The organism is Halomonas sp. KM007, from assembly GCF_050709225.1.
GTDB lineage: Bacteria > Pseudomonadota > Gammaproteobacteria > Pseudomonadales > Halomonadaceae > Vreelandella > Vreelandella hamiltonii.
In genome coordinates, this window is sequence record NZ_CP136131.1 from 526,302 (window position 1) to 551,991 (window position 25,690).

Annotated in this window: 21 protein-coding genes; 11 read left to right on the plus strand and 10 right to left on the minus strand. The window is 63.0% G+C overall.

What is annotated here, in order from left to right; translation table 11 throughout:
* Nucleotides 1-64: 64 nt before the first annotated feature.
* The 8 genes from RVM27_RS02550 (at nucleotide 65) to atzF (ending at nucleotide 10,411) form a co-directional block, all read left to right on the plus strand.
* The gene (locus RVM27_RS02550) at nucleotides 65-892 is read left to right on the plus strand and encodes an ABC transporter permease (protein WP_081136957.1); all 828 of its coding nucleotides are present in this window, start codon (nucleotides 65-67) and stop codon (nucleotides 890-892) included.
* Nucleotides 889-1,695, plus strand: coding sequence for an ABC transporter ATP-binding protein (locus RVM27_RS02555; RefSeq protein ID WP_498957265.1), 807 nt, complete (start codon nucleotides 889-891; stop codon nucleotides 1,693-1,695). The genes RVM27_RS02550 and RVM27_RS02555 overlap by 4 nt, the downstream gene beginning before the upstream one ends.
* Nucleotides 1,692-2,414: an urea carboxylase-associated family protein gene (locus RVM27_RS02560; RefSeq protein ID WP_498957266.1), complete on the plus strand. Its 723-nt coding sequence runs from the start codon at nucleotides 1,692-1,694 to the stop codon at nucleotides 2,412-2,414. The genes RVM27_RS02555 and RVM27_RS02560 overlap by 4 nt, the downstream gene beginning before the upstream one ends.
* Nucleotides 2,415-2,424: 10 nt before the next feature.
* Complete coding sequence (locus RVM27_RS02565) at nucleotides 2,425-3,063, plus strand: urea carboxylase-associated family protein (protein ID WP_498957267.1); 639 nt, start codon at nucleotides 2,425-2,427, stop codon at nucleotides 3,061-3,063.
* A 79-nt stretch (nucleotides 3,064-3,142) separates the two neighbouring features.
* Nucleotides 3,143-6,763 carry an acetyl-CoA carboxylase biotin carboxylase subunit family protein gene (gene uca, locus RVM27_RS02570; protein ID WP_498957268.1) on the plus strand — a complete coding sequence of 1,207 codons (3,621 nt, stop codon included), beginning with the start codon at nucleotides 3,143-3,145 and terminating at the stop codon, nucleotides 6,761-6,763.
* Nucleotides 6,760-7,839, plus strand: a complete 1,080-nt coding sequence (locus tag RVM27_RS02575) for an isopenicillin N synthase family dioxygenase (RefSeq protein ID WP_498957269.1) — start codon at nucleotides 6,760-6,762, stop codon at nucleotides 7,837-7,839. Before uca ends, RVM27_RS02575 begins: the two co-directional genes overlap by 4 nt.
* Nucleotides 7,836-8,552, plus strand: coding sequence for a hypothetical protein (locus RVM27_RS02580; RefSeq protein WP_498957270.1), 717 nt, complete (start codon nucleotides 7,836-7,838; stop codon nucleotides 8,550-8,552). Before RVM27_RS02575 ends, RVM27_RS02580 begins: the two co-directional genes overlap by 4 nt.
* 38 nt (nucleotides 8,553-8,590) lie before the next feature.
* Entirely contained in the window at nucleotides 8,591-10,411 is a 1,821-nt protein-coding gene (atzF, locus tag RVM27_RS02585) for an allophanate hydrolase (protein WP_498957271.1), read from the plus strand.
* A gap of 38 nt (nucleotides 10,412-10,449) precedes the next feature.
* On the opposite strand, the gene RVM27_RS02590 is transcribed toward atzF, so the two are convergent.
* From RVM27_RS02590 to RVM27_RS02610, 5 genes are all read right to left on the minus strand, one after another.
* On the minus strand, nucleotides 10,450-11,502 hold the full coding sequence (locus RVM27_RS02590; protein ID WP_189462899.1) for a hypothetical protein: 1,053 nt from the start codon (nucleotides 11,500-11,502) through the stop codon (nucleotides 10,450-10,452).
* A 107-nt stretch (nucleotides 11,503-11,609) separates the two neighbouring features.
* Nucleotides 11,610-12,020, minus strand: coding sequence for a type II toxin-antitoxin system tRNA(fMet)-specific endonuclease VapC (gene vapC / locus RVM27_RS02595; protein WP_016913422.1), 411 nt, complete (start codon nucleotides 12,018-12,020; stop codon nucleotides 11,610-11,612).
* The gene (vapB, locus tag RVM27_RS02600) at nucleotides 12,020-12,250 is read right to left on the minus strand and encodes a type II toxin-antitoxin system VapB family antitoxin (protein ID WP_039177604.1); all 231 of its coding nucleotides are present in this window, start codon (nucleotides 12,248-12,250) and stop codon (nucleotides 12,020-12,022) included. Before vapB ends, vapC begins: the two co-directional genes overlap by 1 nt.
* Nucleotides 12,251-12,469: 219 nt before the next feature.
* Nucleotides 12,470-14,149 carry a 2-isopropylmalate synthase gene (gene leuA / locus RVM27_RS02605; RefSeq protein WP_498957272.1) on the minus strand — a complete coding sequence of 560 codons (1,680 nt, stop codon included), beginning with the start codon at nucleotides 14,147-14,149 and terminating at the stop codon, nucleotides 12,470-12,472.
* A gap of 13 nt (nucleotides 14,150-14,162) precedes the next feature.
* A complete protein-coding gene (locus RVM27_RS02610; RefSeq protein WP_498957273.1) occupies nucleotides 14,163-15,044 on the minus strand; it encodes an ion transporter in 882 nt (293 codons plus the stop codon).
* A gap of 161 nt (nucleotides 15,045-15,205) precedes the next feature.
* Here RVM27_RS02610 and RVM27_RS02615 point away from each other — a divergent pair, with 161 nt between their 5' ends.
* The gene (locus RVM27_RS02615) at nucleotides 15,206-16,048 is read left to right on the plus strand and encodes a DUF6694 family lipoprotein (protein ID WP_084123757.1); all 843 of its coding nucleotides are present in this window, start codon (nucleotides 15,206-15,208) and stop codon (nucleotides 16,046-16,048) included.
* 70 nt (nucleotides 16,049-16,118) lie between these two features.
* On the opposite strand, the gene serB is transcribed toward RVM27_RS02615, so the two are convergent.
* The 4 genes from serB to pgi form a co-directional block, all read right to left on the minus strand.
* Nucleotides 16,119-17,063 carry a phosphoserine phosphatase SerB gene (serB, locus tag RVM27_RS02620; RefSeq protein WP_287807363.1) on the minus strand — a complete coding sequence of 315 codons (945 nt, stop codon included), beginning with the start codon at nucleotides 17,061-17,063 and terminating at the stop codon, nucleotides 16,119-16,121.
* Between the two features lie 3 nt (nucleotides 17,064-17,066).
* Complete coding sequence (gene parC / locus RVM27_RS02625; RefSeq protein WP_498957274.1) at nucleotides 17,067-19,319, minus strand: DNA topoisomerase IV subunit A; 2,253 nt, start codon at nucleotides 19,317-19,319, stop codon at nucleotides 17,067-17,069.
* 6 nt (nucleotides 19,320-19,325) lie between these two features.
* The gene (gene parE, locus RVM27_RS02630) at nucleotides 19,326-21,221 is read right to left on the minus strand and encodes a DNA topoisomerase IV subunit B (RefSeq protein WP_016913415.1); all 1,896 of its coding nucleotides are present in this window, start codon (nucleotides 21,219-21,221) and stop codon (nucleotides 19,326-19,328) included.
* Nucleotides 21,222-21,342: 121 nt separating this feature from the next.
* On the minus strand, nucleotides 21,343-23,052 hold the full coding sequence (pgi, locus tag RVM27_RS02635) for a glucose-6-phosphate isomerase (protein ID WP_498957275.1): 1,710 nt from the start codon (nucleotides 23,050-23,052) through the stop codon (nucleotides 21,343-21,345).
* A gap of 114 nt (nucleotides 23,053-23,166) precedes the next feature.
* Here pgi and cmoA point away from each other — a divergent pair, with 114 nt between their 5' ends.
* The gene (cmoA, locus tag RVM27_RS02640; RefSeq protein ID WP_498957276.1) at nucleotides 23,167-23,910 is read left to right on the plus strand and encodes a class I SAM-dependent methyltransferase; all 744 of its coding nucleotides are present in this window, start codon (nucleotides 23,167-23,169) and stop codon (nucleotides 23,908-23,910) included.
* Nucleotide 23,911: 1 nt separating this feature from the next.
* Nucleotides 23,912-24,922, plus strand: a complete 1,011-nt coding sequence (gene cmoB, locus RVM27_RS02645) for a tRNA 5-methoxyuridine(34)/uridine 5-oxyacetic acid(34) synthase CmoB (protein ID WP_287807372.1) — start codon at nucleotides 23,912-23,914, stop codon at nucleotides 24,920-24,922.
* Between the two features lie 42 nt (nucleotides 24,923-24,964).
* Here the strand turns inward: cmoB and RVM27_RS02650 are convergent, their stop codons facing one another.
* A complete protein-coding gene (locus tag RVM27_RS02650; RefSeq protein ID WP_039177627.1) occupies nucleotides 24,965-25,639 on the minus strand; it encodes a zinc metallopeptidase in 675 nt (224 codons plus the stop codon).
* Nucleotides 25,640-25,690: the final 51 nt, after the last annotated feature.

A 25,690-nucleotide genomic window follows, 5' to 3' on the forward strand; every position in this document is an offset into this window, starting at 1 on the left:
GGTATTCGCCCCATGAAGCGGCGGCTCGCCGCTTCTGCCCCTTACTTACCTGGTGGACCCTGCCATGAAGCGCTTGATTAACCTGTCGCCCTCGCGCGGCGGCCGCTGGCTGCTGGGACTGGTGCCGTTTCTGGTACTGGGCATGCTCTACCTGAGCGCCTCCAGTGCTCGCCTGGCTGACAACCCCAACGACCGCCTGCTGCCTTCCCCTGGCAGCATGGCGCAGACCTTTCACCACCTGGCCACGGCCGAGAACGTGCGCACCGGCCAGATCGTATTGTGGACCGACACTTTCGCCAGCCTCGAAAGGCTGCTGATCGGTGTCGGTATCAGCGCGCTGATCGGCCTGGTGGTGGGCATCTTGAGTGGCGGCATTCCGCTGCTGCGCGCCAAGCTCTCGCCGCTGATCACGGTAACGTCGCTGATACCGCCCATGGCCATTCTGCCGATCCTGTTCATCGCCTTTGGCACCGGGGAAGCGGCCAAGATCGCGTTGATCGTGATGGGCGTGACGCCCTTTCTGATTCGTGACTTGCAGGGCCACGCCCTGCGCCTGCCAGACGAACAGTTGATCAAGGCCCAGACCCTGGGCGCCAGCTCCTGGCAAGTGCTGCTGCGAGTGCTGTTGCCTCAATTGACGCCTCGGCTGCTCAATGCCACACGGCTGGCGCTGGGCAGCGCCTGGCTGTTCCTGATTGCAGCAGAAGCGATTGCCGCCCAGGAGGGCCTTGGCTATCGCATCTTTCTGGTGCGCCGCTACCTCTCCATGGACGTGATTCTGCCCTACGTGGCCTGGATCACCCTGCTGGCCTTTGTGCTGGATCAACTGCTGGCCTGGGTATCACGGCTGGCCTTCCCCTGGTATCACGCCGATGAAGGAGACAAATCATGAGCCTGCTCTCCGCCCACCGGTTGGAAAAGCATTATGGCCAGCACGTGGTGCTGGAAAACCTCAACTTCTCCGTCGAGGAAGGCGAGTTCGTGACGCTGGTGGGCGCGTCAGGTTGTGGCAAGACCACCTTCCTGAAAATGCTGCTGGGCACCGAAAAGCGCTCCAAAGGCAGCCTGCTGCTGGATGGCCAGCCCATTCCTGACGAACCCGGCCCTGACCGAGGCGTCGTGTTTCAAAAGTACTCGGTCTTCCCCCACCTGACCGTCCTGGGCAACGTCATGATCGCCGAAGAGCTGCGTACTGCCCCGCTGCTGGGCAAGCGCTTTGGTGCATCCCGGCGGCGCGCCATCGAGGTAGCCACGGCGCGCATCGAGGAGGTGGGCCTGGGCCCTGCGCTGCACAAGTACCCCCACGAGCTCTCCGGCGGCATGCAGCAACGCCTCGCCATTGCCCAGGCGCTGATGATGAAACCTCGGTTACTGCTGCTGGACGAGCCGTTCGGCGCGCTCGACCCCGGCATTCGCCAGGACATGCACGCGCTGATCACGCGGCTTTGGCAAGAGCAGTCGCTGACCATTTTCATGATCACCCACGACCTCACCGAAGCCTTCGCCCTCGGCACGCGGCTGTGGGTCTTCGACAAGACTCGCCACGACCCCCAAGCCCCCGAGGCCTATGGCGCCACCATCACCTACGACCTGCCCATCGGCAAACAGGTCAATCGCGCACACTCCGCCCAGGCATTGAGTGACACGCTGGCGGAACGCGGCCTGACCACCCACGTACAGGAGACGCTGTCATGACAACCCTCGCGGACTACACCACGCACCTGCCCGGCGGCCATCACTGGTCCCTGCGCCTGCGCCGCGGCACCACGCTGACCCTGTCAGCCCAGCAGGCCAACAGCAACGTAGGGCTGCTCTGCTACAACCCGGAAAACCTGCTGGAGCGCCTCAACCTCCCGGACACCCTGAAGTGCCAGCACACCTTCAAACTCACCCAGGGCCACTGCCTCTATTCCGACATGGGCCGCATCTTTGCGTCGATCACCCACGACACCCTGGGCTGGCACGATAGCGTGGGCGGCAACCTGATGCCCCACCACCTTCTGGCCAAGGGCTGGCAGCCGGTGAGCTACCAGCAGGCCCACAATGACTGGACACGCACCGGCTTCGACGCCTTCCTGGTCGAACTCGCCAAGTATGGGCTTGGCCGCCGAGACATGGCTGCCAATCTCAACCTGTTCTCTCGCGTCGAGAGCGATGACGAAGGCAAGCTGCACTATGTCAGCAACCACTGCCAGCCGGGCAACAGCGTCACGCTGCGCTTCGAAATGGATACCCTCGTATTGTTGCATACCTGCCCTCACCCGCTGGACCCTGCCACTGACTACCCGCGCCGTGGCGTCGATATCGCGTTAGGTACGGCTGAGCCACCGACAGAGGACGATCCTTGCTACCGCTCACGGCCAGAAAACGCCCGTGGCTTTGCCAATAACCGCCTATACCACCTCGGCCTTTAAGGGGAAAACCATGATTATCGAGAGTACCTTACGCCCCGAAAACGCGATTAGCCGCACTACCGTTAATGCGGGCGATCACTATATTGGCACCGTGAAGCAGGGCCAAACCTTGCGGATTTTAGACCTGGAAGGCAATCAAGCGGCTGACACGCTGTTCTTCAGCGCCGACGACATCGCCGAGCGCTACAGCGCCATGGATACCGTTCGCGAACAGGGAGCGGTCTATCTCACCGCAGGCTCCAAGCTGATCTCCAGTGAAGGCCGCACCATGCTGACCATCACCGCCGATACCTGTGGCCGCCACGACACCCTGGGCGGCGCCTGCGCCAGCGAAAGCAATACCGTGCGTTACGATCTCGAAAAGCGCCATATGCACTCCTGCCGCGACAACTGGATGCAGGCCATTGCCCGCCATCCCGAGTTCGGGCTGACCAAACGCGACATCACCCACAACATCAACTTTTTCATGAACGTGCCGGTGACGGCCGACGGCGGGCTGACCTTTGCCGACGGTATTTCGGCCCCCGGCAAGTACGTCGAGATGGAAGCCAACATGGATGTCATCGTGCTGGTCTCCAACTGCCCTCAGCTCAACAACCCCTGTAACGGCTACAACCCGACGCCCATCGAGCTGCTGGTCTGGGAGTGAGGTCACTTTTCCTCCTGGGGACGACCCCAAGGGGCTGATTCATCTGCGGGACGGCCCGCCCTTCTTTGCAGGCACCACCATGTCCACGACACCGTTATTGTCCAAGGTATTGATTGCCAATCGCGGGGCCATTGCCGCGCGTATCCTGCGAACGCTGAACGCCCTCGGCATCCAGAGCGTCGTGGTATACGCCGACGCCGACCGCGATGCGCCCTACGTGCACCAGGCCGACGAAGCCTATTCGCTGGGTGAAGGCGGCGCCAGCGAGACCTATCTGAACATCGACAAGCTCATCGCCATTGCGCAGCAAAGCGGCGCCCAGGCGGTTCATCCCGGCTACGGCTTCCTGTCGGAAAACACCCGCTTCATCAGCGCCTGCGACACGGCCGGGCTGGTCTTCCTGGGCCCGACTGCCGAGCAGATCCGCCAGTTTGGCTTGAAGCACGAAGCCCGCGCGCTGGCCGAACAGGCCGGTGTGCCGCTGGTCCCCGGCTCACCGCTGCTGGCCTCGCTGGAAGACGCCAAGGCTCACGCCGAGCGTATCGGCTACCCGGTCATGCTCAAGTCCACCGCTGGCGGTGGCGGCATCGGCATGCAGGTCTGCCACTCCCAGGCAGAGCTGGCACGCGCTTTTGATTCGGTGAAAGGTCTGGGCGAGCGCAACTTCGGCGATGGCGGCGTCTTTCTCGAAGCCTACATCGCCCGTGCTCGCCATCTGGAAGTGCAGCTGTTCGGCGATGGCCAAGGGCAGGTGATTGCCCTTGGCGAGCGGGACTGCTCCACCCAGCGGCGCCATCAGAAAGTTCTCGAGGAGTGCCCTGCTCCCAACCTGCCTGATGCCGTGCGGCGCTCCCTGCACGCCACGGCGGTGCAGCTGGGCCAGGCGGTCAACTACCGCAGTGCGGGCACCGTCGAATTCATCTACGATGCCGAACGCGAAGCGTTCTACTTTCTGGAGGTCAATACCCGTCTGCAGGTCGAGCACGGCGTGACCGAACTGGTCTACGGGGTCGATATCGTCGAGTGGATGGTACGTCTCGGTAGCCAGGCACTCCCCCCGCTGGCGAGCCTGGCAGAGGGCCTGCAGCCCCGTGGCCATGCCGTGCAGGCCAGGCTGTATGCCGAAGACCCGGCGCACGATTTCCGCCCCAGCGCGGGGCTGCTGACCGAAGTCACCTTCCCCGAGGCCCAGGGCCTGCGTATCGACCACGCCCTCGAAGCAGGCCTGGAAGTCACCCCCTTGTTCGACCCCATGCTGGCCAAAGTGATGGTCCATGCCGACACTCGCCAACAGGCCATTGCCCGGCTGGCCACGGCCCTGGAAGACGCCTCGGTGTATGGCATTGCCACCAATCGCCGCTGGCTGGCCCATGTGCTGAGGGACGCCCGCTTCGACGCCGCCCAGATCGACACGCACTGGCTCACCCAGCTGGCATGGACCCCTCCCGCCATGGAAGTGCTCAGCCCAGGCACGCTGACCACCGTGCAGGATTACCCGGGGCGTCAAGGCCACTGGGACGTGGGTGTTCCCCCATCCGGTCCCTTCGACGACTGGTCGTTTCGCTTGGGCAATCGGCTGCTGGACAACCCCGACGAGGCCGCCGGGCTCGAAATCACCCTGAATGGCCCCACGCTGCGCTTTCATCGCGCCACCCAGATCGTGCTGGCGGGCGCCGAGCTGCCTGCCATCCTCGACGGTACCGCCATCTCCGGCTGGCAGGTCATCGACGTGCCAGCCGGCGCCACCCTGACCCTGGGCAAGGCCGCCGTGGGCGCCCGCGCGTACCTGCTGGTGCGGGGCGGCATCGACTGCCCCCGCTACCTGGGCTCACGCAGCACCTTCACGCTGGGCCAGTTTGGTGGCCACGGTGGTCGCGCCCTGCGCAGTGGCGACATGCTGGACCTTCCCACGCTGTCGGCTGCGCCCATCAAGGCGCTGGACCCAGCGCTGATCCCCACCTTTGGCGGCCCGGAGGTGACCCGCATTGCGGTTCTCTACGGCCCCCACGGCGCCCCGGACTTCTTTACCGACGAGGATATCGAGCGCTTTTTCGACCATGAATGGGAAGTCCACTACAACTCCAGCCGCACCGGCGTCAGGCTCATCGGCCCTCGGCCTACCTGGGCACGCGCCGATGGCGGCGAGGCGGGGCTTCACCCCTCCAATATTCATGACAACGCCTACGCCTTCGGCACCATCGACTTCACCGGCGACATGCCGGTCATCCTGGGCCCCGACGGCCCCTCTCTAGGCGGCTTCGTCTGCCCGGCCACGGTCGTGCGCGCCGAACGCTGGAAGCTGGGCCAACTGACGGCAGGCGACAAGGTGCGCTTCGTGCCGATCCGCCTGGAGGATGCCCGCGCCCTGGAAGCGCATCAGTTGACGCAGTTGCAGCAGCTGTCCGCCCAGCCCGCGCCCGTTTGTGAGGCCGAGCGCGGCTCGCCGCTGCTCCGTGAGGTCGATGCTGCTCAGGCAGGCGAGCGCATCGTCTACCGCCGCGCAGGTGACGACTTCCTGCTGATCGAATTCGGCCCCATGGAGCTGGATATCGCGCTGCGCTTTCGGGTCCACGCCTGGATGCTGTGGCTACGCGAGCACCCAGTGGTGGGGCTGCGCGAGCTGACGCCGGGCATTCGCTCCCTGCAGCTCCACTACGAGCCCCGCGAGCTAAGCCTCGACCAGCTGCTCGCCCACCTGCGCCAGGCCGAACAGGCGCTGGTGGATGTCGAGTCGCTGGAAGTGGAGTCCCGCGTGGTGCACCTGCCGCTCTCCTGGGACGACCCCGCCTGTCAGGAAGCGGTGGACAAGTACCAGCGCAGCGTGCGACCCGACGCCCCCTGGTGCCCCAGCAACCTGGACTTCATACGCCGCATCAATGCGCTGGAAAGCGAGCAGCAGGTGCGCGACATCGTCTTCAACGCCCGCTATCTCGTCATGGGGCTAGGGGACGTCTACCTCGGCGCACCGGTCGCCACGCCCCTCGACCCGCGCCAGCGGCTGGTTACCACCAAATACAACCCGGCCCGCACCTGGACCGCCGAAAACTCGGTGGGTATCGGCGGCGCCTACCTGTGCGTCTATGGCATGGAAGGCCCTGGCGGCTACCAGTTCGTGGGGCGCACCCTGCAGATGTGGAACCGCTATCGCACCACGGCCCACTTCGAGAACCCCTGGCTGCTGCGCTTTTTTGATCAACTGCGTTTTCATGAGGTCAGCCACGAGGCGCTGGTGCAAATTCGCCGCGACTTCCCCCATGGTCGTTACGAGTTGTCCATTGAAACGACTCGCTTTCGCTTGGCGGACTACCAGGCCGACATCGACAAACATGCCTCGGCAATTGAGACCTTCCGCTCAAAACGTGAAGCCGCCTTCCAGGCCGAAATGGCCGCCTGGCGTGCCAATGGCCAGTTCACCTTTGAAGATCAGGCCCCGGAAGCCACCGAAGTCACCGCGTTGGATGATCACGAAATAGGCATCGAAAGCCCCGTCACCGGCAGTCTGTGGAAATTGCTGGTGGAAGAGGGTGATCTGGTAACGGCTGGCCAGCCAGTGGCATTGGTGGAGTCGATGAAAATGGAAGTTGAGATCACCGTCCACTGCGCTGGCCGTGTTGCTCGCTTACCCCTTTCTGAGGGCGCTTCCATTGCGCCGGGGCAACCACTTGTGGTGCTCACCAGTGAACAGGAGGTAAGCGCATGAGCCAGATCACCGCCGACCAGCGCTTAGCTGACTTTCAAGCAATCCCCGTTATCGACATTAGCGGTTTACTCCATGGTGATGCCGCTGCACGCCAAGCGGTTGCGGATAACCTTGGTCGCGCCGCACGAGACGTGGGATTCTTTCAAATGGTGGGACACGGTATCGACCTCCCGCTTCGCGAGGGTTTGATTACTCAAGCCAAACGCTTCTTTGCCCAACCTGAAGCCATCAAAATGGAGCGCTACATCGGCCTCTACCATCACCACCGAGGCTATGTTCCTCCTGGTGAAGAGTCGCCAGACCCTAACAAGCCGGACATGAAAGAGGCGTTTGATCTTGCCTTTGAACTGCCCAGTGACGACCCAGAGGTGTTGGCAGGTACGCCACTCCTCGGCCCCAACCCCTGGCCCGACCTTGACGGTTTCCGCGAGCCTGTCGCCGCCTACTACGAGGCTGCCTACCAAGTAGGCCGGGCACTCATGGGCGGCTTTGCCCGAGCATTGGGTCTTGATGAGCAGCAGCTATTGCGCCACGTCACCAAGCCGCCCAGCCAACTGCGATTGATCCACTATCCGTATAACCCTGATGCCGAAGATGCCCAAGGCATCGGTGCCCATACCGACTACGAGTGCTTCACGCTGCTGCTACCCACTGCACCGGGGCTCGAGGTAATGAATGGTGCAGGCAAATGGATCGATGTCCCCTATCAAGAGGATGCATTAGTCGTCAATATTGGCGACATGCTGGAAATTTGGAGCAACGGCGAATTTGTGGCGACCTCCCACCGAGTGCGCAAAGTTAAACAGGAGCGCTACTCTTTCCCGCTGTTTTTCGCCTGCGATTACCATACTGAAGTGGCACCGCTGCCTGAATTGGTCGAGCGCCACGGCAAAGCTCATTACGCACCGCTCAAAGCGGGCGATCACCTCTACGCCCAAACGATCCAGACCTTCCGCTACCTGCGCGAGCGTTTGGCAAAGGGTGAGATTACGCTTCCCGAAGGTGCGCGGGAAGTGGGTAGCCTGGGCCAGCACGGCAAGCACTCGGCTGCCCAAGACGGGAAGCCCGCCTCATGACCTTACCACTCCCCGCCACACCAACCGAGTTTCGGGGCGTCTGGAAGCGCACGCTCTATGCCGAGCCCGCTCAGCCGCCCTACCAGTACACGGATACCGGCACCCAGGTGGTCTGGCTTCAGGGCGCTCAGTGGCATGCCGACCTGCGCCTTCCCGCCCGTCACGATGCGCTGGCAGGCATCGAGCACCTGGGGGCGTGCAGTCGAGCGCAGCTCGAATGGCTCGCCCACCTGACCGGTTTCGTCGGCATCACCCAGATCGACGGGCCGGTATGCACCTGGCACCGCCTGCAGGACCTGAACCCCAGCCTGGAGAAAGACGTCGGCCACCTGGCCTGGCTCGATGACCACCTGCTCGAAGAGCAGCACCCCCACGGGCGCTACGTCGAACACTGGCAACGCCAATGCACCCCCGACCAACGTGAGCTAGTGCGCACCGACGCCCAAGGGCGGCTACGCTGGTTACAGATCGGTGACCATGCCATGGCCATCACTCCGCGCCCCGCATCAGGCCACCAGGACTCGCTTTACACGCCACTGGAAAAGGCCAGCGACGACGCACTGCGCTGGCGAGCCAGCCTGTGCATGGACTATCTGGAGCGCGATGGGCAAGGGTGGCAGATTCGTCTTTCGACCCACCCCTGGCGCATAGGTCACCCAGCCACGCCAATGAACGACACGCCACTCAAGCTCGACACGACCCAGAACGGCTAGGTAAAACCACTAGCTCAGCACTAGATTAGGAGACCACCATGGCACTCACCCAAGCGCTGGATATCGCCAGCCTGCACAGCGCCTATCGGCAGGGCAACCTGACACCTGCACGACTGGTAGAACACCTGCTCGCCCTGGCCGATACACACGGCCATGACCCTGCCTGGATCACCCGGCTGACGCGTGAGCAATTAGCGCCCTACCTCCAACGTCTGGAAGGCGAATCGCCGGAGACCCTGCCCCTGTACGGCATTCCGTTTGCGATCAAGGACAATATCGACCTGGCGGGCGTTCCGACCACGGCGGGGTGTCCTGCTTTTGCCTACACGCCCAGCGAACACGCTTTCGTCGTGCAGCGGTTGATCGATGCGGGGGCGATCCCCATGGGCAAAACCAACCTGGATCAGTTTGCCACGGGGCTGGTCGGTGAACGGGCGCTGGAGGTTTACGGCACGCCCGCCAATGCCTTCGACCCGACGCGGGTGCCGGGTGGCTCCAGCAGTGGCTCGGCGGTGGTCACGGCGGCAGGCATGGTCAGCTTTGCTCTCGGTACCGATACGGCGGGCTCAGGCCGTGTGCCGGCCTGTTTTCACAACTTGTACGGGGTCAAGCCAAGCCTTGGCCTGCTCAGCACCCGCGGCGTAGTACCCGCCTGCGCAACGCTGGACACCATCAGCCTGTTTACCTTCACCGCCGACGATGCCGCGAAAGTGCTCAGCATTACCGCTGCCTATGATGATCAGTGCGCCTGGTCGCGAAAGCACGATTTTGCCGTGCACGCCAGACGCTATGGAAAGGCCCCTTCCGCGTTCCGCTTTGGCGTACCGCCCGAAACCCAATGGCAAACGGATGCGGCCTACACCCAGGGCATGCACCAGGCCATTGCCCACCTTGAAGCGCTGGGCGGTGAAAAGGTCGAGCTGGACTGCGCGCCACTGCTGGCGGCGGCGCGCCTGCTTTACGAAGGCCCCTGGGTGGCCGAGCGCTACCACGTGATTCGTGAGCTGATGGCCAGCCACCCCGAAGCCGTTCACCCGGTGACGTTTCAGATCACGCAAGGCGGGGCCACCCCGCTGGCGGTCGATGCCTTCGATGCGCGCTATCAGCTCGCCGAATTCAAGCGCCAGGCCGATGCGCTCATCGCCCAGGTAGATGTGATGCTCAGCCCCACCACGGTGACCCACCCCACCAAGGCAGATGTCGCCGCTGACCCGATTGGCGTGAACTCACGGCTGGGGACCTGGACCAACTTCATGAACCTGCTCGATTACAGCGCCCTGGCGGTACCTGTGGCATTGCCCGAGAGCGGCCTGCCTGCCGGGGTCACCCTGTTCGGCCCGGCGTTTGCCGACCTGATGCTGCTGTCGTTGGCGCGGGCGCTGGAGGCACGCGTGATGCTGCCACTGGGGGCAACCGGCATTGCACATCCGCCACTCGCTGATTTGGCAACCACCGCCCAGGACGGCCACATGGAGATCGTGGTGTGCGGCGCTCACCTGAGCGGCTTACCCCTCAACCACCAACTGACGGAGCGCGGCGGCGTGCTGCACGAAGCGAGCCAGACGGCTCCTTGCTACAAGCTGTTCGCGCTGGCAGGCGGGCCGCCTTCGCGTCCGGCGCTGCTGCGCGATGCGGGGGGCCAGGCCATTGACGTAGAGGTATGGCGGCTGCCCGTCGAGACCGTGGGCAGCTTTCTGGCCGGGATTCCCGCGCCGCTGGGGCTGGGGCAGGTGGAGCTGGCCAGCGGCCGCTGGGCGTGTGGATTCATCTGCACTGCCGGGGCGTTGAACGAAAGCGGTACCGCCAGGGACATTACCGAATTCGGAAGTTGGCGAAAGTGGCTGGCCAGCCACGCCTGACACCGCCCGCCGCTCTGAGCAATGACCTCAGAGCGGCGCTACCCACGCTGCCTCGGCGCGTGTGCAAGCGTCCTGGCGCACAGGCGCGCCACCGGCAGTAGCAGCCAGAGCAAGGGGGAAATCAACCAGCGATATAGCCAGCGAGCCATGATCAGCACCGGCAGCAAGACCAAGCACCACAGCAGCCACTGCCCCAACCAGGTGGGCCAGCCAAGCCAGTTGGCCAGATTGGCGCCTAGCGCGCTCACCAGGCTGGGGTGGCGTACCACCACGTAGGCCGTGCCCGCCACTGCCGCCACGCGCGCCATGCGAGGCAACGCTGCGAAACGCCCCGTGCTGGCCGCGACGCCCACACGGGCACCCTGCGCCTCCAGCGCGCCGACTCGGCCTGCCCGGGCGGCTCTTCCCGCTCGCAGCACCTTGACCGTGCTGGCCATCACCAGCAGGTCCACCCCTGCCCACCCGAGATCGCTGGCACGCACGCCGTCACCACTGCGCCACTGGCTCTCCAGTTGACGAATCCCACTGGTGAAAAAGTCGCCCACCCCGGTCACGACACGCTCGCCTTGCAGCCAATTCACCTGGCCTTCACGGTCGATGACGAACTGGTTCAACAGTGCGTGCCCCTCGGCATCGAGGAACGCAATGCCCATCAGCCCGCGCTGCTGGGCCGACCATTGCGCCGGGGCAGGCATCTCTTCATCGCTCCACCATCGGCTCAGCTGCTGATAGCGCTCACCCAGCCAGTGCTGCGCACGGAGCGTGGCGCTGTCGTGATGATGAAAATAGCTGACCGGCAGCACCGCATCGGCACCATAACGCACCAATACGTCTTGCCACTGGGGTGAGAGCCCGTACGCGAGCAGTACCTCCCGGGCGAGGTCGCCATGCTGCATGACAGCCAGCCAAGCGCTCATCCACAGCGCCTGATCGGAAGCATAGTGCAGCATCAGCGCGTTGATCTCAGGAGACTCTTGCTCAAGGGGCAATGCAGGCAGTGCCTTATGGGCTTCCAGCCGCACCAGCCGTGGCTCGAAGGGCTCGTGGGAGGCAGCCGAGGTCAATATTGCAGCTGCCAAGGCAATCAGCACGAAGACCCACCCAACCCGTGTTACCCATCCTCTGCACATTGACGGCTATCCTGCTGTTCTATGCTGGAATAATCGCTTTGACACTAGGTGGTCTCCCGCCATAGAGGTCACTGCCCCGAGCCTACCCAATCTTCTACACGCAAGCCCGGCACTGCTTTGAACTCGCGCATATTGTTGGTGACCAGTATCAGCCCTCGTGAGCGCGCGTGACCGGCGATCATTTGATCGTAAGGGCCTATGGGCTTGCCCACCTTGGCTTGTTCAGCGCGCAGCTGCCCTGTATGCGATGCCGCTGCCTCGTCGTACATCAACACGTCCAGCCTGGCTGCAAACCCTTCGATGGTGGCTAAATTACGTTCAGGGAAAGCAGATTTTTCTGCACCATACACCAACTCCATCAGTGTGACAGTACTGATGCACAGCTGCCCATGATGCTGTTTGAATGCCTCACGAACCTCTTGCGGACGATTTTTAATCGTGAAAATGCAGATATTGGTATCGAGCATGAACTTGAGCATCAAAACAGGTCTCGTTCCTGTTCGGGGGGCTGCTCACGAGACGACATGAAGTCAGCGCTCACGCCTTCACCCTCAAACCAGCTATCCCAGGCCTCCCCGGCTGGCGATATAACCCGGGTACGACCAATGGCCACGATGTCGACTCGCTTTACACCTTCGGGCAGAGCCAACGCTTTGGGCAGTCGAACCGCCTGGCTTCGATTACTCTGAAAGACTGCGCCTTGTTCCATGATCATACTCCTGTGCCAGGACCATCGGGAGATACCGTACATGGAGCTCATGTTAGCCAACGCAATGGATATGTCAAAGGGATATACACCCTAATGAGCCTACCCAATCCTGTAGCTGGCGATGCACTTCCTCCATGGGCAGGTACGCCTGCTCCATGCTGATCTCTAAGTCAGTGCATCTTGTAAACCGTGTTTACTCCAACGTTGCCGCCTAAACGTTTACTGTTGGGAACGAGCCGCATGATAACGATTGATGGCACTCAGCACGCCTTTCATGGAGGCGCTGGTGATGCTCTCGTCGCTGCCGACGCCAAACACGGCCTGGCCGTCGATACGGACTTCGACATAGGCAATGGCTTCCGCATCGGCGCCCTGGCCTCGGGAGTGCTCGTGGTAGTCGATGATCTCCACGTCGTGACCCTGGGCGTGTAGCGCTTTGACGAAGGCCGCCAGCGGGCCGTTGCCCTGACCGCTCAGCAGATGGCGTTCGCCCTGCTGCTCCACGACGGCTTCCAGGGTGACGCGGGGGCTATCCGGCTCGGAGGCCAGGCGGTGGTTGACCAGCGCCAGCGGTGTCTGCTGCTCCAGGTACTCTTCCAGGAAGGCCTGGTAGATCATCTGGGAAGTGATCTCGCGACCCGTACGGTCCGCCACTTCCTGCACCACCTGGCTGAATTCGATGGAGAGCCTGCGCGGTAGCTCGATGCCGTGCTCCTGCTCCAGCAGGTAGGAGATGCCGCCCTTGCCCGACTGGCTGTTGACGCGAATCACGGCTTCGTAGCTGCGCCCGACATCCATGGGATCGATGGGCAGGTACGGCACGTCCCAGGGGGCTTCGGGGTTGGCGCGACGCTCGGCCATGCCCTTCTTGATGGCGTCCTGATGCGAACCGGAAAACGCCGTGAACACCAGGTCGCCCACGTAAGGATGGCGCGGATGAACCGGCAGCTGGTTGCAGCACTCCACTTCGCGCATGATCGGCGTGATATTGGAGAAATCGAGCTGGGGGTGCACGCCCTGGGTGTACATGTTCATGGCCAGCGTGACGATATCCACGTTGCCAGTACGCTCGCCGTTACCGAACAGGGTGCCCTCGATTCGGTCGGCACCCGCCATCAGCGTCAACTCCGCCGCCGCCACGCCGGTGCCGCGGTCGTTGTGCGGGTGCACGCTGACGATCAATGTATCGCGCTTTTTCACATGGCGGCAGAACCACTCGATCTGGTCGGCGTAATTGTTGGGCGTGGCCACTTCGACCGTGGCCGGCAGGTTGACGATCATCCGGTTGTCCACGCTGGGGCCGAAGGTGTCCATCACGGCTTCGACGATCTCCACGGCAAAAGGCATTTCCGTGGTCGTGAACAGTTCCGGCGAATACTGGAAGGTCCACTGGGTCTCCGGGTTGGCGGCCATCAGGTCACGTATCTGCGCCGTGGCGTCCACGGCAATTTGCACGCACTCTGCCTTGTCGACATTGAACACCACCCGTCGAAACATCGGGTCGGTGGCATTGTAGACGTGCACGATGGCGCGCTTGGCGCCCTTCAGCGCCTCGAAGGTGCGCTCGATCAGATGCGGCCGTGCCTGGGTCAGCACCTGGATGGTGACGTCGTCGGGAATCTTGTCCTGCTCGATCAACGAGCGCACGAAATCGAAATCGGTTTGCGACGCAGAAGGAAAGCCCACTTCGATCTCTTTGAAACCGATCTTCAGCAGCATGTCGAACAACCGCTGCTTGCGCTCCTGATCCATGGGGTCGATCAGCGACTGGTTGCCATCGCGCAGGTCGACGCTGCACCAGATGGGCGGCGTGTCGATACGCTGGCCGGGCCACTGACGGTCGGGCAGGTCCACCGCCACGAAAGGGCGATACTTTTTCGAAGGGTCCTTCATCATCATCGTGGCTCTCCTGTTATTCGTCGCGGTCAGGCTTTGCTTGCCCAGGCGGTGCTAGACCAGGCTTTGCTTGAGCGGCCGCCTGCAGGGCGGACTCCATGCGATCCAACTGGCTGCGCAGTGCGCGCACGTCGTCACGCAGGCCCTGTATCTCTGCAGCTTCGCCTTCTCCGCTTTCTAAATCAATCTGTGCGCTCTCTTTCTGCATCACGTCCAGCACGATACCGATCATCATATTCAGGAAAATGAACGCATTCAAAAAGATGAAGGTCAGAAAGTAGATCCAGGCGTAGGGGTACTGCTCCATGGTGGGATACAGCACCGCCGTGGCCCAGCTCTCGAAGGTGGCCACCTGGAACAGCGTCAGCATGGCCAGCGCAATGTTGCCCCACAGCTGCTCATCCACGGTATGGAAGATGAAGCTGCCCACCGCCGCGTAGATATAGAAGATGATGAACATCAGCAGCGCCACGTAGCCCATCCGTGGAATGGACTTGATCAACGCCACCAGCAGCAGGCGCAGCTCGGGAATCATCGACACCAGACGCAGCACCCGGAAGATGCGCAGCAGGCGTGCCAGCAGCACCATCTCAGAGTCGTCCATGGGGATGAGGCTGGCCGTGACGATCAGGAAGTCGAAGATGTTCCAACCCTTCTTGAAGAAGTTGGTCAGATTGCGTTCGGCGGCCATGCGAATCAGCAGTTCCACCAGAAAGAAGATGGTGACGGCGACGTCCAGATAGATCAGCCACTGTTCGAACTGACTGACCTCATCGTAGGTGCGAGCACCGATGGTCAGGGCAGACAGCACGATGATGGCGATCACCACGGTCTCGAACAGCTTGTTGCTGCGCAGCTTTTCAAAGCGCGCCTGCCAGGTAGTAAAGGATGCACTCATAGAACGGGGCTTCTCGGAAACGTTGAATCGGCACACTTTATACCAAAAAGAGCCGCCTTCCACCTGCTGGATACAGGGGAGTTTTGCTGCTCCGGCTAGTGGTCGATACCACTTTCGGGTAAGCTCCCTGTCGGTTTTTCGGCCTGTAACGAGGTACAACTATGCGGCGCCTGACAAGGCTATCGATACTGTCGCTGACGGCCCTGCTGATAGCGGGCTGTGCTGACCCCAAAATTGATACGAGTTCGATGCCCGCAGCCGTGGTGTCCATCGAGAAAGTCCGCGATTCGCTGCCCACCTACAAACGCGACGAGTTCGACCAGGCGCTGAAGATCATCGCCATGTCGTCTTTCAGCGGTATCAGCGTGCTGCAGCCCGGGCGCATGAACGCGGCTGAAATCGCCGAGTCGGCCAACGCCTACATGCATGGGCTCACCGGCGACCAGGTCATCGAGCGAGCCGACGAGATGCTGCGCCAGCGCCGTGCCCGAGAGCGTGACCAGGCCCTGCGCACCTTGAGCCGCCTGGAAGAAAAAGAGGCCAACGCCGAAGCCGCTCAGCAGCAGCTGGCGCGGGTAAGTATCGACAGGGCGCGCTACTATCTTGCTTCCAGCCCATTCGGAGCGCTGGAGCCGGTCATTGAACTAGAGGTCAGCAACGATTCTGATGCAGCCATTGCCGAGCTGCAGCTGCGCGGCGTACTGCGCAGCGCCAACCGCGACGTTGCCTGGGTAGACGAGACGTTCTACTACGTGATTTCCGGCGGCCTGGCGCCGGGTGAACGCGCCACCTGGAGCCTGGCACCCAACCGTTTTGGCCCCTGGGGCAACGATCAGATACCCCGGGATGTCCAGCTCACCCTCACGCTGAAGGGCGTGAAGGATGCCCAGGGCCAACGGCTGTGGCACGCGCCTACGCTGACGGAGGCCGAAACCGAACGGCTGGAAGCCCTGCGGGCCGAGTACGGTAGCCTGACGCCCAGCACCGAGAGTCCTTCGAGCTGAACAGGGCGGCCAAACGCCGCCCCGTCAGTCACTGGATAGGGTCGAAGATAGGGTCGAAGATAGGGTCGAACTAGACAGGATCGATCAGCTCGGCCTGGGAATAGCCCAGCAGATAGAGCACGCCATCCAGCCCCGCCACGCCTAACGCCTGACGCGCCTCGGCACGCACCAGCGGCTTGGCGCGAAACGCTACGCCCACTCCCGCCTTGGCCAACATCTTCAGGTCGTTGGCCCCGTCACCTACCGCCACCGTCTGCGCCAGGTCGATACCTTCACGCTGGGCAATCTGCTCCAGCAGCAGCGCCTTGCGCTCGGCATCGACGATGGGCTCCTGGACTTCGCCTGTGACCTTGCCCTGCTGAATCACCAGCTCATTGGCGTGGATCTCATCGAAGCCAAGCCGCGCCTGCAGGCCACGGGCAAAATAGGTAAAGCCACCAGAAAGGATGGCAGTGCGGATTCCCTGGTGGCGAAGATTGGCCATCAGCCGCTCGACGCCGTCCATCAGCGGCAGCTCGGCCGCAATGCTGGCCAACACCGACTCATCCAGCCCCGCCAGCTTGCTCATCCGCTCCCGGAAGCTGGCCTGAAAGTCCAGCTCGCCGCGCATCGCCCGCTCGGTGACTTCAGCCACTTCGTCACCTACCCCGTGGCGGCGCGCCAGCTCATCGATCACCTCGGCCTTGATCAGGGTGGAATCCATATCGAAACAGACCAGCCTGGGAGCCCCCAGGTGGCGCCGGTCGGGTTGCACCACCACGTCGGCCCCCAGCGTTTCCCCCAGCGCCAGCGCTGCTTGACGCAGCTCCCGCCACTCGACGGGAGCGCCAGCCAGATGCAGCTCCAGGCAATCCAGCGGCGCGCCTTCTGCCACCTGGGCCAACGGCGTGCGCTGCTGCTCCTGCAGGCCGAACTGCGCCAGCAGTGCCGCCAGGGGCGGCTCCATGTCGGGTGTCCAGCGTGGTGCCAGTACACTCATCACCACATCGGCTACTGCTTCATCACCGCGTGCCATCGGTCACTCCCCTGCTTCTAGTCGTTCAACTTTTTGGAAACCGCGCGGCAACTTGCTGCCCCGACGCCCACGTTCACCCTGGTAATAAGCAAGGTCATCGGCCTTGAGCGTCAGCTTGCGCTTGCCCGCATGAATGATCAGCTCACCGCCTTCCGGCACAATGGCGATATCACGCAGGAACTCTTCGCGCCGCGCCGCCCGGGGGCCGGGGATATCGAGCATCTTGTTGCCCTTGCCCTTGGCCATCTCGGGCAACTGGTCCAGCGGGAAGAGCAGCAGCCGCCCTTCGTTGGAAACCGACGCCACCCACAGCGATTCGCCTTCCGGCACTTCCACGGGGGCCATGACGCTGCAGCCCTTCGGCACGCTGAGTACCGCCTTGCCCGCCTTGTTCTTGCCGGTCAGCGCCTCCAGGGGCGCGACGAAGCCATAGCCACCATCGCTGGCCAGCAAAAAGCGTCGCGTGGGCGGCGCCAGCATGAGACCCGCCATCTGCGCCCCCGCTGCCACGTTCACCCGACCGGTGACCGGCTCGCCCTGCCCTCGGGCGCTGGGCAGGTTGTGCGCTGGCAGCGTGTAGGCACGGCCAGTATCGTCCAGCAGCACCAGCGGCTGATTGGTCTTGCCCCGGGCCGCCAGGCGGAAGCTGTCGCCCGCCTTGTACGATAGCCCTTCAGGATCGATGTCATGGCCCTTGGCCGCACGGATCCAGCCCTTGTCGGACAGCACCACGGTAATCGGGTCGGCTCCCAGCAGCTCCACTTCCGAGAGCGCTTTCGCTTCGCTGCGCTCGACCAGCGGCGAACGGCGCGCATCGCCGTGCTCCTTGCCCGCCGCACGAATCTCTTTCTCGATCAGCGTGGTGAGCTTGGCGTCGCTGCCCAGCAGGCCTTGCAGGGTCTTGCGCTCTTTCTCCAGCTCGTCCTGCTCGCCGCGAATCTTCATCTCTTCCAGCTTGGCCAGGTGGCGCAGGCGCAGCTCCAGAATCGCCTCGGCCTGCCGCTCGGAGAGGCCAAAAGCGCTCATCAGGGCAGGTTTGGGCTCGTCCTCTTCGCGGATGATACGAATCACTTCATCGATGTTCAGGTAAGCCGTCAACAGGCCTTCCAGAATGTGCAGGCGATCTTCCACCTTGCCCAGCCGATGCTCCAGGCGACGGCGCACCGTGGCACGACGAAAGCGCAGCCACTCGCCCAGCATGTCATTCAGCGGCATGACCCGTGGCCGACCGTCCAGGCCAATCACGTTCATGTTCACCCGCACGTTCTTTTCTAGGTCCGTGGTGGCGAACAGATGGGCCATCAGCGACTCCACGTCCACTCGGCTGGAGCGCGGCTCGATCACCAGCCGGGTGGGCTCTTCATGGGTCGACTCGTCGCGCAGGTCGGCCACCATGGGCAGCTTCTTCGCCTGCATCTGCGCGGCGATCTGCTCCAGCACCTTGGCACCGCTGACCTGGTAAGGCAGCGCGGTGATCACCACGTTGGCCTCTTCTCGCACGTAGCGAGCGCGCAGCTTCACCGAGCCACGGCCGCTTTCGTAAAGCTTTTGCAGGTCCGCTTTGGGGGTGATGATCTCGGCATCGGTGGGGAAGTCCGGCGCGGGCACGAACGCCATCAGCTCGGCCGTGGTGGCCTTGGGGTTGCGCAGCAGATGGCAGGTGGCATCGACCACTTCCGATACGTTGTGCGGCGGAATGTCCGTGGCCATGCCCACGGCAATGCCGGTGCCGCCATTGAGCAGCACATGGGGCAGACGAGCCGGCAGTACCACCGGCTCCTGCATGGTGCCATCGAAATTGGGCGCCCACTCCACGGTGCCCTGGCCCAATTCACTCAGCAGTACGTCGGCAAATTTGGAAAGCTTGGCCTCGGTATAGCGCATCGCCGCGAAGGATTTGGGGTCGTCCGGGCTACCCCAGTTGCCCTGACCATCCACCAGCGGGTAGCGGTAGCTGAACGGCTGGGCCATCAGCACCATGGCTTCGTAGCAGGCGCTGTCGCCGTGGGGGTGGAACTTGCCCAGCACGTCGCCCACGGTACGCGCCGACTTCTTGTACTTGGCGTTGGCGTGCAGCGCCAGTTCACGCATGGCATAAATGATGCGCCGCTGGACGGGCTTCATGCCGTCACCGATGTTGGGCAACGCGCGGTCGAGAATGACGTACATCGAGTAGTCGAGATACGCTTTTTCGGTGTAGTCGCGCAGGGACAGACGCTCGACGTCGCCCTCCGCTACCTGAATATCCATGGTCATCGGAGGTTATACCTCAATGTCTGCGAGGTTGCCGTAATCTTCCAGCCACTTCTTGCGGTCGCTGGCACGTTTTTTCGCCAGCAGCATGTCCATCATCTCCAGCGTGCCGTCCCCCTCGCTCAGCGTGAGCTGAACCAGCCGACGGGTCTCCACGGCCATGGTGGTTTCACGCAGCTGTAGCGGGCTCATTTCGCCCAGCCCCTTGAAGCGCTGCACGTTGGGGGTGCCGCGCTTGCTGGCCAGCTGCTTGAGAATGGCGGCCTTTTCGCTCTCGTCCAGGGCGTAGTGTACTTCCTTGCCCAGGTCGATCCGGTAGAGCGGCGGCATGGCCACGAACACATGGCCTGCATCCACCAGGGCGGGGAAGTGCCTCACGAACAGGGCACACAGCAGCGTGGCGATGTGCAGGCCATCCGAATCGGCATCGGCCAGGATGCAGATCTTGTGGTAGCGCAGCTTTTCCAGGTCGGCACTGCCGGGGTCGGCGCCAATGGCCACCGCGATGTCGTGGACTTCCTGGGAGCCGTAGATATCGTGGGTCTCGACCTCCCAGGTATTCAGAATCTTGCCGCGCAGCGGCAGGATGGCCTGGGTTTCGCGGTTGCGCGCCTGCTTGGCACTGCCCCCGGCCGAGTCCCCTTCCACCAGGAACAGCTCGCTCTGGGCCGGGTCCTGGCCCGAACAGTCGGCCAGCTTGCCCGGCAGCGCGGGGCCCGAGGTGACCTTCTTGCGCGCCACTTTCTTCGATTTCCGCTGACGCTGCTGAGCAGCGCTGATCACCAGCTCGGCCAACTGCTCGGCCTGCTCCACGTGGTGGTTCAGCCACAGCGAGAACGCGTCTTTCACCACGCCGGACACGAATCCGGCGATGGTACGCGACGATAGCCGCTCCTTGGTCTGCCCGGCAAACTGAGGATCGAGCATCTTGACCGACAGCACGAAGGAGGCGCGCTCCCACAGGTCTTCGGCGGTGAGTTTGATGCCCCTGGGCAGCAGGTTGCGGAATTCGCAGAACTCCCTCAGGGCATCCAGCAACCCCGCCCGGAAACCGTTCACATGGGTGCCGCCCTGGGGCGTGGGGATCAGGTTGACGTAGCTCTCCAGCAGCGCTTCGCCGCCTTCCGGCAGCCACTGAATCGCCCAGTCCACGCCATGCTCGTCATCATTGAAGTGGCCAACGAAAGGCTCCCTGGGGAGCACCTCGTAGCCATCGGTGGCTTCGGCCAGGTAGTCGCGCAGGCCATCGGCGTACGCCCACTCGGTTTTGGTGCCGTCCGGCTCCACCAGCGTGACCGCCAGCCCCGGGCACAGCACCGCCTTGGCCCGCAGCAGGTGCTTCAATCGTGAGAGCGCAAGTTTGGGGCTGTCGAAGTAGCTTTCGTCCGGCCAGAAGCGCACCAACGTTCCGGTGGCACGTTTGGCGGCCTTGCCGATCTCCTTGAGCTCTTCGACCTTTTCGCCGTGTTCGAAGGCAATGGCGTGGCGCGCGCCGTCACGGGTGACCTCGACCTCCAGCCGCCGCGACAGCGCATTGACCACCGACACGCCCACGCCGTGCAAGCCGCCGGAAAAGCGATAGCTCGACGAGGAGAACTTGCCCCCCGCGTGGAGCTTGGTCAGAATCAGCTCGACCCCTGAGACGCCGTGCTCGGGATGCAGGTCGATGGGCATGCCGCGCCCGTTATCCTGCACTTCGATGGCGCCATCGCCGTGCAGCACGACGCTGATGGCCGTGGCATGCCCAGCCAGCGCTTCATCGACACTGTTGTCGATGACCTCCTGCGCCAGGTGATTGGGCCGCGAGGTATCGGTATACATTCCAGGGCGCTTGCGCACCGGCTCAAGCCCGGAGAGAACCTCGATGGAACTCGCGCCGTACTGAGAAGCATCAAACTGGGTCATGTAACGTCAGTTCCTAAAAATACGTACTGTCGGCGGCGTGCGCCGCCGACAAAAGGGCACAGGATAGCGGAAAAGCAAAAAGCTGTATATCCAGCCATGAAAAACGGGCGCCACGCATCCCTTAGCCGCGCGGCGTCTGCTCCGCCGCCCAGAACGCTTCGATCAGCCCACGGCTGGAAGCGTCCAAACGCGCCAGCTCGCCTTCGCCTTCGATGATGGCCTGGGTGTCGGTGGCAATCTGCTTGCCCAGCTCGACACCCCACTGGTCGAAAGGATTGATGTCCCAGATCACCGCCTGCACGAACACCTTGTGCTCGTAGAGCGCAATCAGCGCCCCCAGGGTGGCGGGCGTGAGTTTGTCCAGCAGCACCGTGGTCGAGGGCTGATTACCGCGATAGCGTTTGTGTTCGGGGCGCGGGCCGTCCTCCTCCAGCGCATCGTCCCCCAGCATCAGCACCCGCGACTGGGCGAAGCAGTTGGCCAGCGCCAGCCGATGCTGGGCCTTCAGGTGGCGGCGAGTGTCCGGGTCTTCGATCTCGTCGTAGCGTTTGAGCGGGGCAATGAAGTCGCAGACCACCGGCTGGGTGCCCTGGTGCAGCAACTGATAGAACGCATGCTGAGCATTGGGACCCAACTGCCCCCAAAGCACCGGGCAGGTAGAGTAACTCACCGCCTGGCCCTGGCGGGTCACGGATTTACCGTTGGACTCCATTTCCAGCTGTTCCAGATAGGCGGCAAAATATTCCAGACGCCCGTCATAGGGCAGAATCGAATGGGCACGAATATCCAGAAAGTTCACGTTCCAGATACCCGCCAGGCCCAGCAGCACGGGCAGGTTGTCGGCCATGGGCGCCGTCTTGAAGTGGGTATCCATGGCGTGCGCGCCCGACAGCAGCGCACGGAAGTTCTCCATGCCGATCACCAGGGCAATCGGCAGGCCGATGGTGCCCCAGAGTGAATAGCGCCCCCCCACCCACTCCCAGAACATCAGCTGGTGGTCCGGGGTGATGCCCCACTCGCTCATTTTTTCCGGGCTTGCCGAGACACCAATGAAGTGCTGACGCACGACCAGTTCGGCACTGATGGTGTGCGCCTGAGGGGCTTCGCCAGCTTCTGCATGCCGGGACAGCCGCCCCAGCAGCCAGTCCCGGGCGGTGTTGGCGTTGGACAGCGTATCGATGGTGGTGAACGACTTCGAAGAGAGCACGAACAGCGTCGTTTCCGGGTTGAAACGCGTCAGGTAGTCGGCCAGCTGCGAGCCATCCATGGTCGAGGCAAAGTGCACCTCGACGGGGTGAATGTCGCTGGGGCGATAATCGGCCAGCGCGTGGGTCACCATCAGCGGGCCCAAATCCGAACCGCCTACCCCCAGATTCACCACGTGACGAATCGGCTTGCCGGTGGCACCGCGCCACTGGCCCGCGTGCAGGCGCTGCACCAGGCGCTCCATCTGCGCCAGGCTGTCGTGCACGGCCCCGACGATGTCTTCACCCTCCACCTCCAGCTGAGCATCGGCGGGCAAGCGCAAGGCGGTATGCAGCGCCGGGCGGTTTTCGCTGACGTTGACCCGCTTGCCGCTCAACAGCGCTTCGATGGCCCCCGGCACGCCCGCCTCTTCCGCCAGGCCCAGCAAATGCTCCAGGGTGTCGTCATCCCAGCGCTGTTTGGAGAGGTCCAGCGTCAGTCCCGCTACTTGACGGGTGAAGTGTGACCAGCGCTCGGGGTCGTCACCAAACAGGTTCTTCAGATGGATGTGACGAATCGCCTGGGCATGCTGGGTAAGCGTTTGCCAAGCGGGTAGCGTATCGGGATTTGCCTTTGCTGAAGCCATGTGCCCTCTCCTGTGGCGTCGTTCCGTGAGGCAGGAATCTGTGATCGACGGGCCTGTTCTGGATTAACAAGGGCGCGTAAACTAGCGATCCTCATTAACCAGCCTGGCTTGCCCATGAGTGATGCATCTTACCGCGACGCTATCTTTTCAACACCCCTGGATAAGGTGGCAAGGTTCTCTTTCGACGAACAGGTCGTCGCCTGCTTTCCCGACATGATCCGCCGCTCGGTGCCCGGCTATGGCCAGATCCTGGGCATGTTGAGCCTGATCGCCCAGCGCCATTTGCGCCACGGCGCCCATGTTTATGATCTAGGCTGCTCGCTGGGCGCATCCGGACTCGCCCTGGCAGGCGCGCTGCCCGCCGATGCGTTCCGCTATACCGGCATCGACCTTTCCCCGGCCATGGCCGCCCGAGCCAAGCAGACCTTTCTCGATGAGTGCCCCGAGCACTCCATGCAGGTGGAAGAAGCCGACATTCGCACCTATGCGTACGCGCCGTCGGGGATGATCATTCTCAACTTCACGCTGCAGTTTCTGCCCCCCGCCGACCGTGATGCCCTGCTCAAGCGGCTGTACGCTGCCCTGGAGCCCGGCGGCGTGCTGATTCTCTCGGAAAAGACCGTCGATGCCGACGAGCGTGATAACGCTTGGCGGGTCGAACGCTATCACGACTTCAAGCGTGCTAACGGCTACAGCGATATGGAGATCAGTCAAAAGCGCACCGCGCTTGAGAACGTGCTGATTCCTGACACGCTGGATGCACTGCACGAGCGTTTGTCGCTGGCGGGCTTTCCCCGCGCCATGACCTGGTTCCAGTACCTGAACTTCACCTCGCTGATCGCTTTCAAGGAGGGTTAAGGTGGCGCTACTCCCCGACGATCACCGCGTGCTGTATCAAGCGTTTCTGGACCAAGCCGCCCAGGATGCCTCGCTGACGCCGTGGCTGGCCAAACTCCCCGAGCAGCTGGCCAGCGGGCTGGACCGCCAGCGCCACGGCGATCTATCTGCCTGGGAAAAAGCAGTGGCCAAACTGCCACCGCTGCCGGAAGAGCGCCGTGTGGATCTAAACAGCGACACGCTGACGGTAGAGCTGGCACTTACCGAGAGCCAGCAGCGCCAGTGTTTCAACCTGCTGCGCAAGCTGGCCCCGTGGCGCAAAGGGCCATTCAACCTGGGTGGTATCGAGATCAATACCGAGTGGCGCTCCGACTGGAAATGGCAGCGTGTCGCTCCGCATCTTGCACCATTGAAGTACCGCAAGGTGCTGGATGTGGGCGGTGGCAGCGGCTACCACGCCTGGCGGATGGCAGGCGCAGGCGCGGCTTTCGTGTTGGTGATTGACCCTTCGCCACGCTTTTACTGGCAGTTTCAGGCGGTGCGTCACTTTGTCGGCAACGCCGATGAAGGCCGCACGCACTTCCTGCCCGTGGGTATCGAGGACGTGCCGGAAAACCTGGGCTTCTTCGACACGGTGTTCTCCATGGGCGTGCTCTACCACCGCCCTTCGCCCCTTGAGCACCTGCAACAGCTAAAAGGCGCGCTGGCCCCCGGTGGTGAGCTGGTGCTGGAAACCCTGGTGGTAGAAGGCGATGAGCAAACCGTGTTCGTGCCCGGCGAGCGCTACGCCGCCATGCCCAACGTCTACTTCCTGCCCTCATCCCGCGCCCTGTGCCACTGGCTGGAGCGCTGCGGCTTCACCAATGTACGGGTGGTAGATGAAGCGATGACGACGCTCGATGAGCAGCGTTCCACCGAGTGGATGACCTATCAGTCGCTGGCGGACTTCCTCGACCCAAATGACCGCACCCGCACCATTGAAGGCTACCCCGCCCCACGCCGCGCGGTGATTCTGGCAAACAAGCCGGAATAGTGAGTGTTGGACGCCCAGCACTTTTAAACCAGTACTTTTAAATCAGCGCCTTAAAATCACCAGCCAGCGCCCCAGGTTCATGACGCTGGCCAGGGAGGCGGCCACGTAGGTGAAGGCGCAAGCGGTCAGCACGTGGCGGGCACCGGGCATGTCGTAGGGGGGCACGTAGTCTTTCAGCAGCGGCAGGGCCCGGTTGAAGCTGGCATCGAACTCGACCGGCAGCGTGACCAGATGCACCAGTGCCGCAGTGCCAAAACTGATCACGGCCATGGCCACCACCGCCGCCAGGCCGCCGGGCAAGCGGGTCAGCAGGAACAGGAAAGGCGCCAGCATCATCAGCACCGCCCCCAGCTTTTCTGCTCTTTGCGCCAGCTGCACCAGGCGGCTGCGGGCCAGCAGCGGCGCATAGCCTTCATGGTGCTGCAGGGCATGGCCCACTTCGTGAGCCGCCACGGTGACGGCGGTGAGCGAGCGGCCGTCGTAGTGGTCTGGCGTCAAGCGCACACAGCGGGCTTCCGGGTCGTAGTGGTCGCCATGCTCGGTACGCTCTACCTTGACCCCTTCTACACCCAGGCGGCGCAACAGGTGCTCGGCCAGTTCGGCCCCGGTGCCCGGGTAGTCGTCACGGCCACGGGTGTGACGCTTCAGCACCCATTTCGCCCAGAGGTTGGGCAGTACGAAGATTGCCAGCATGATGGCAATGACCAGAATCCACATAACTCCACCGCTGCGTTCACAGGTAATTCAGAGAGGCTTCGACAAGCCGTG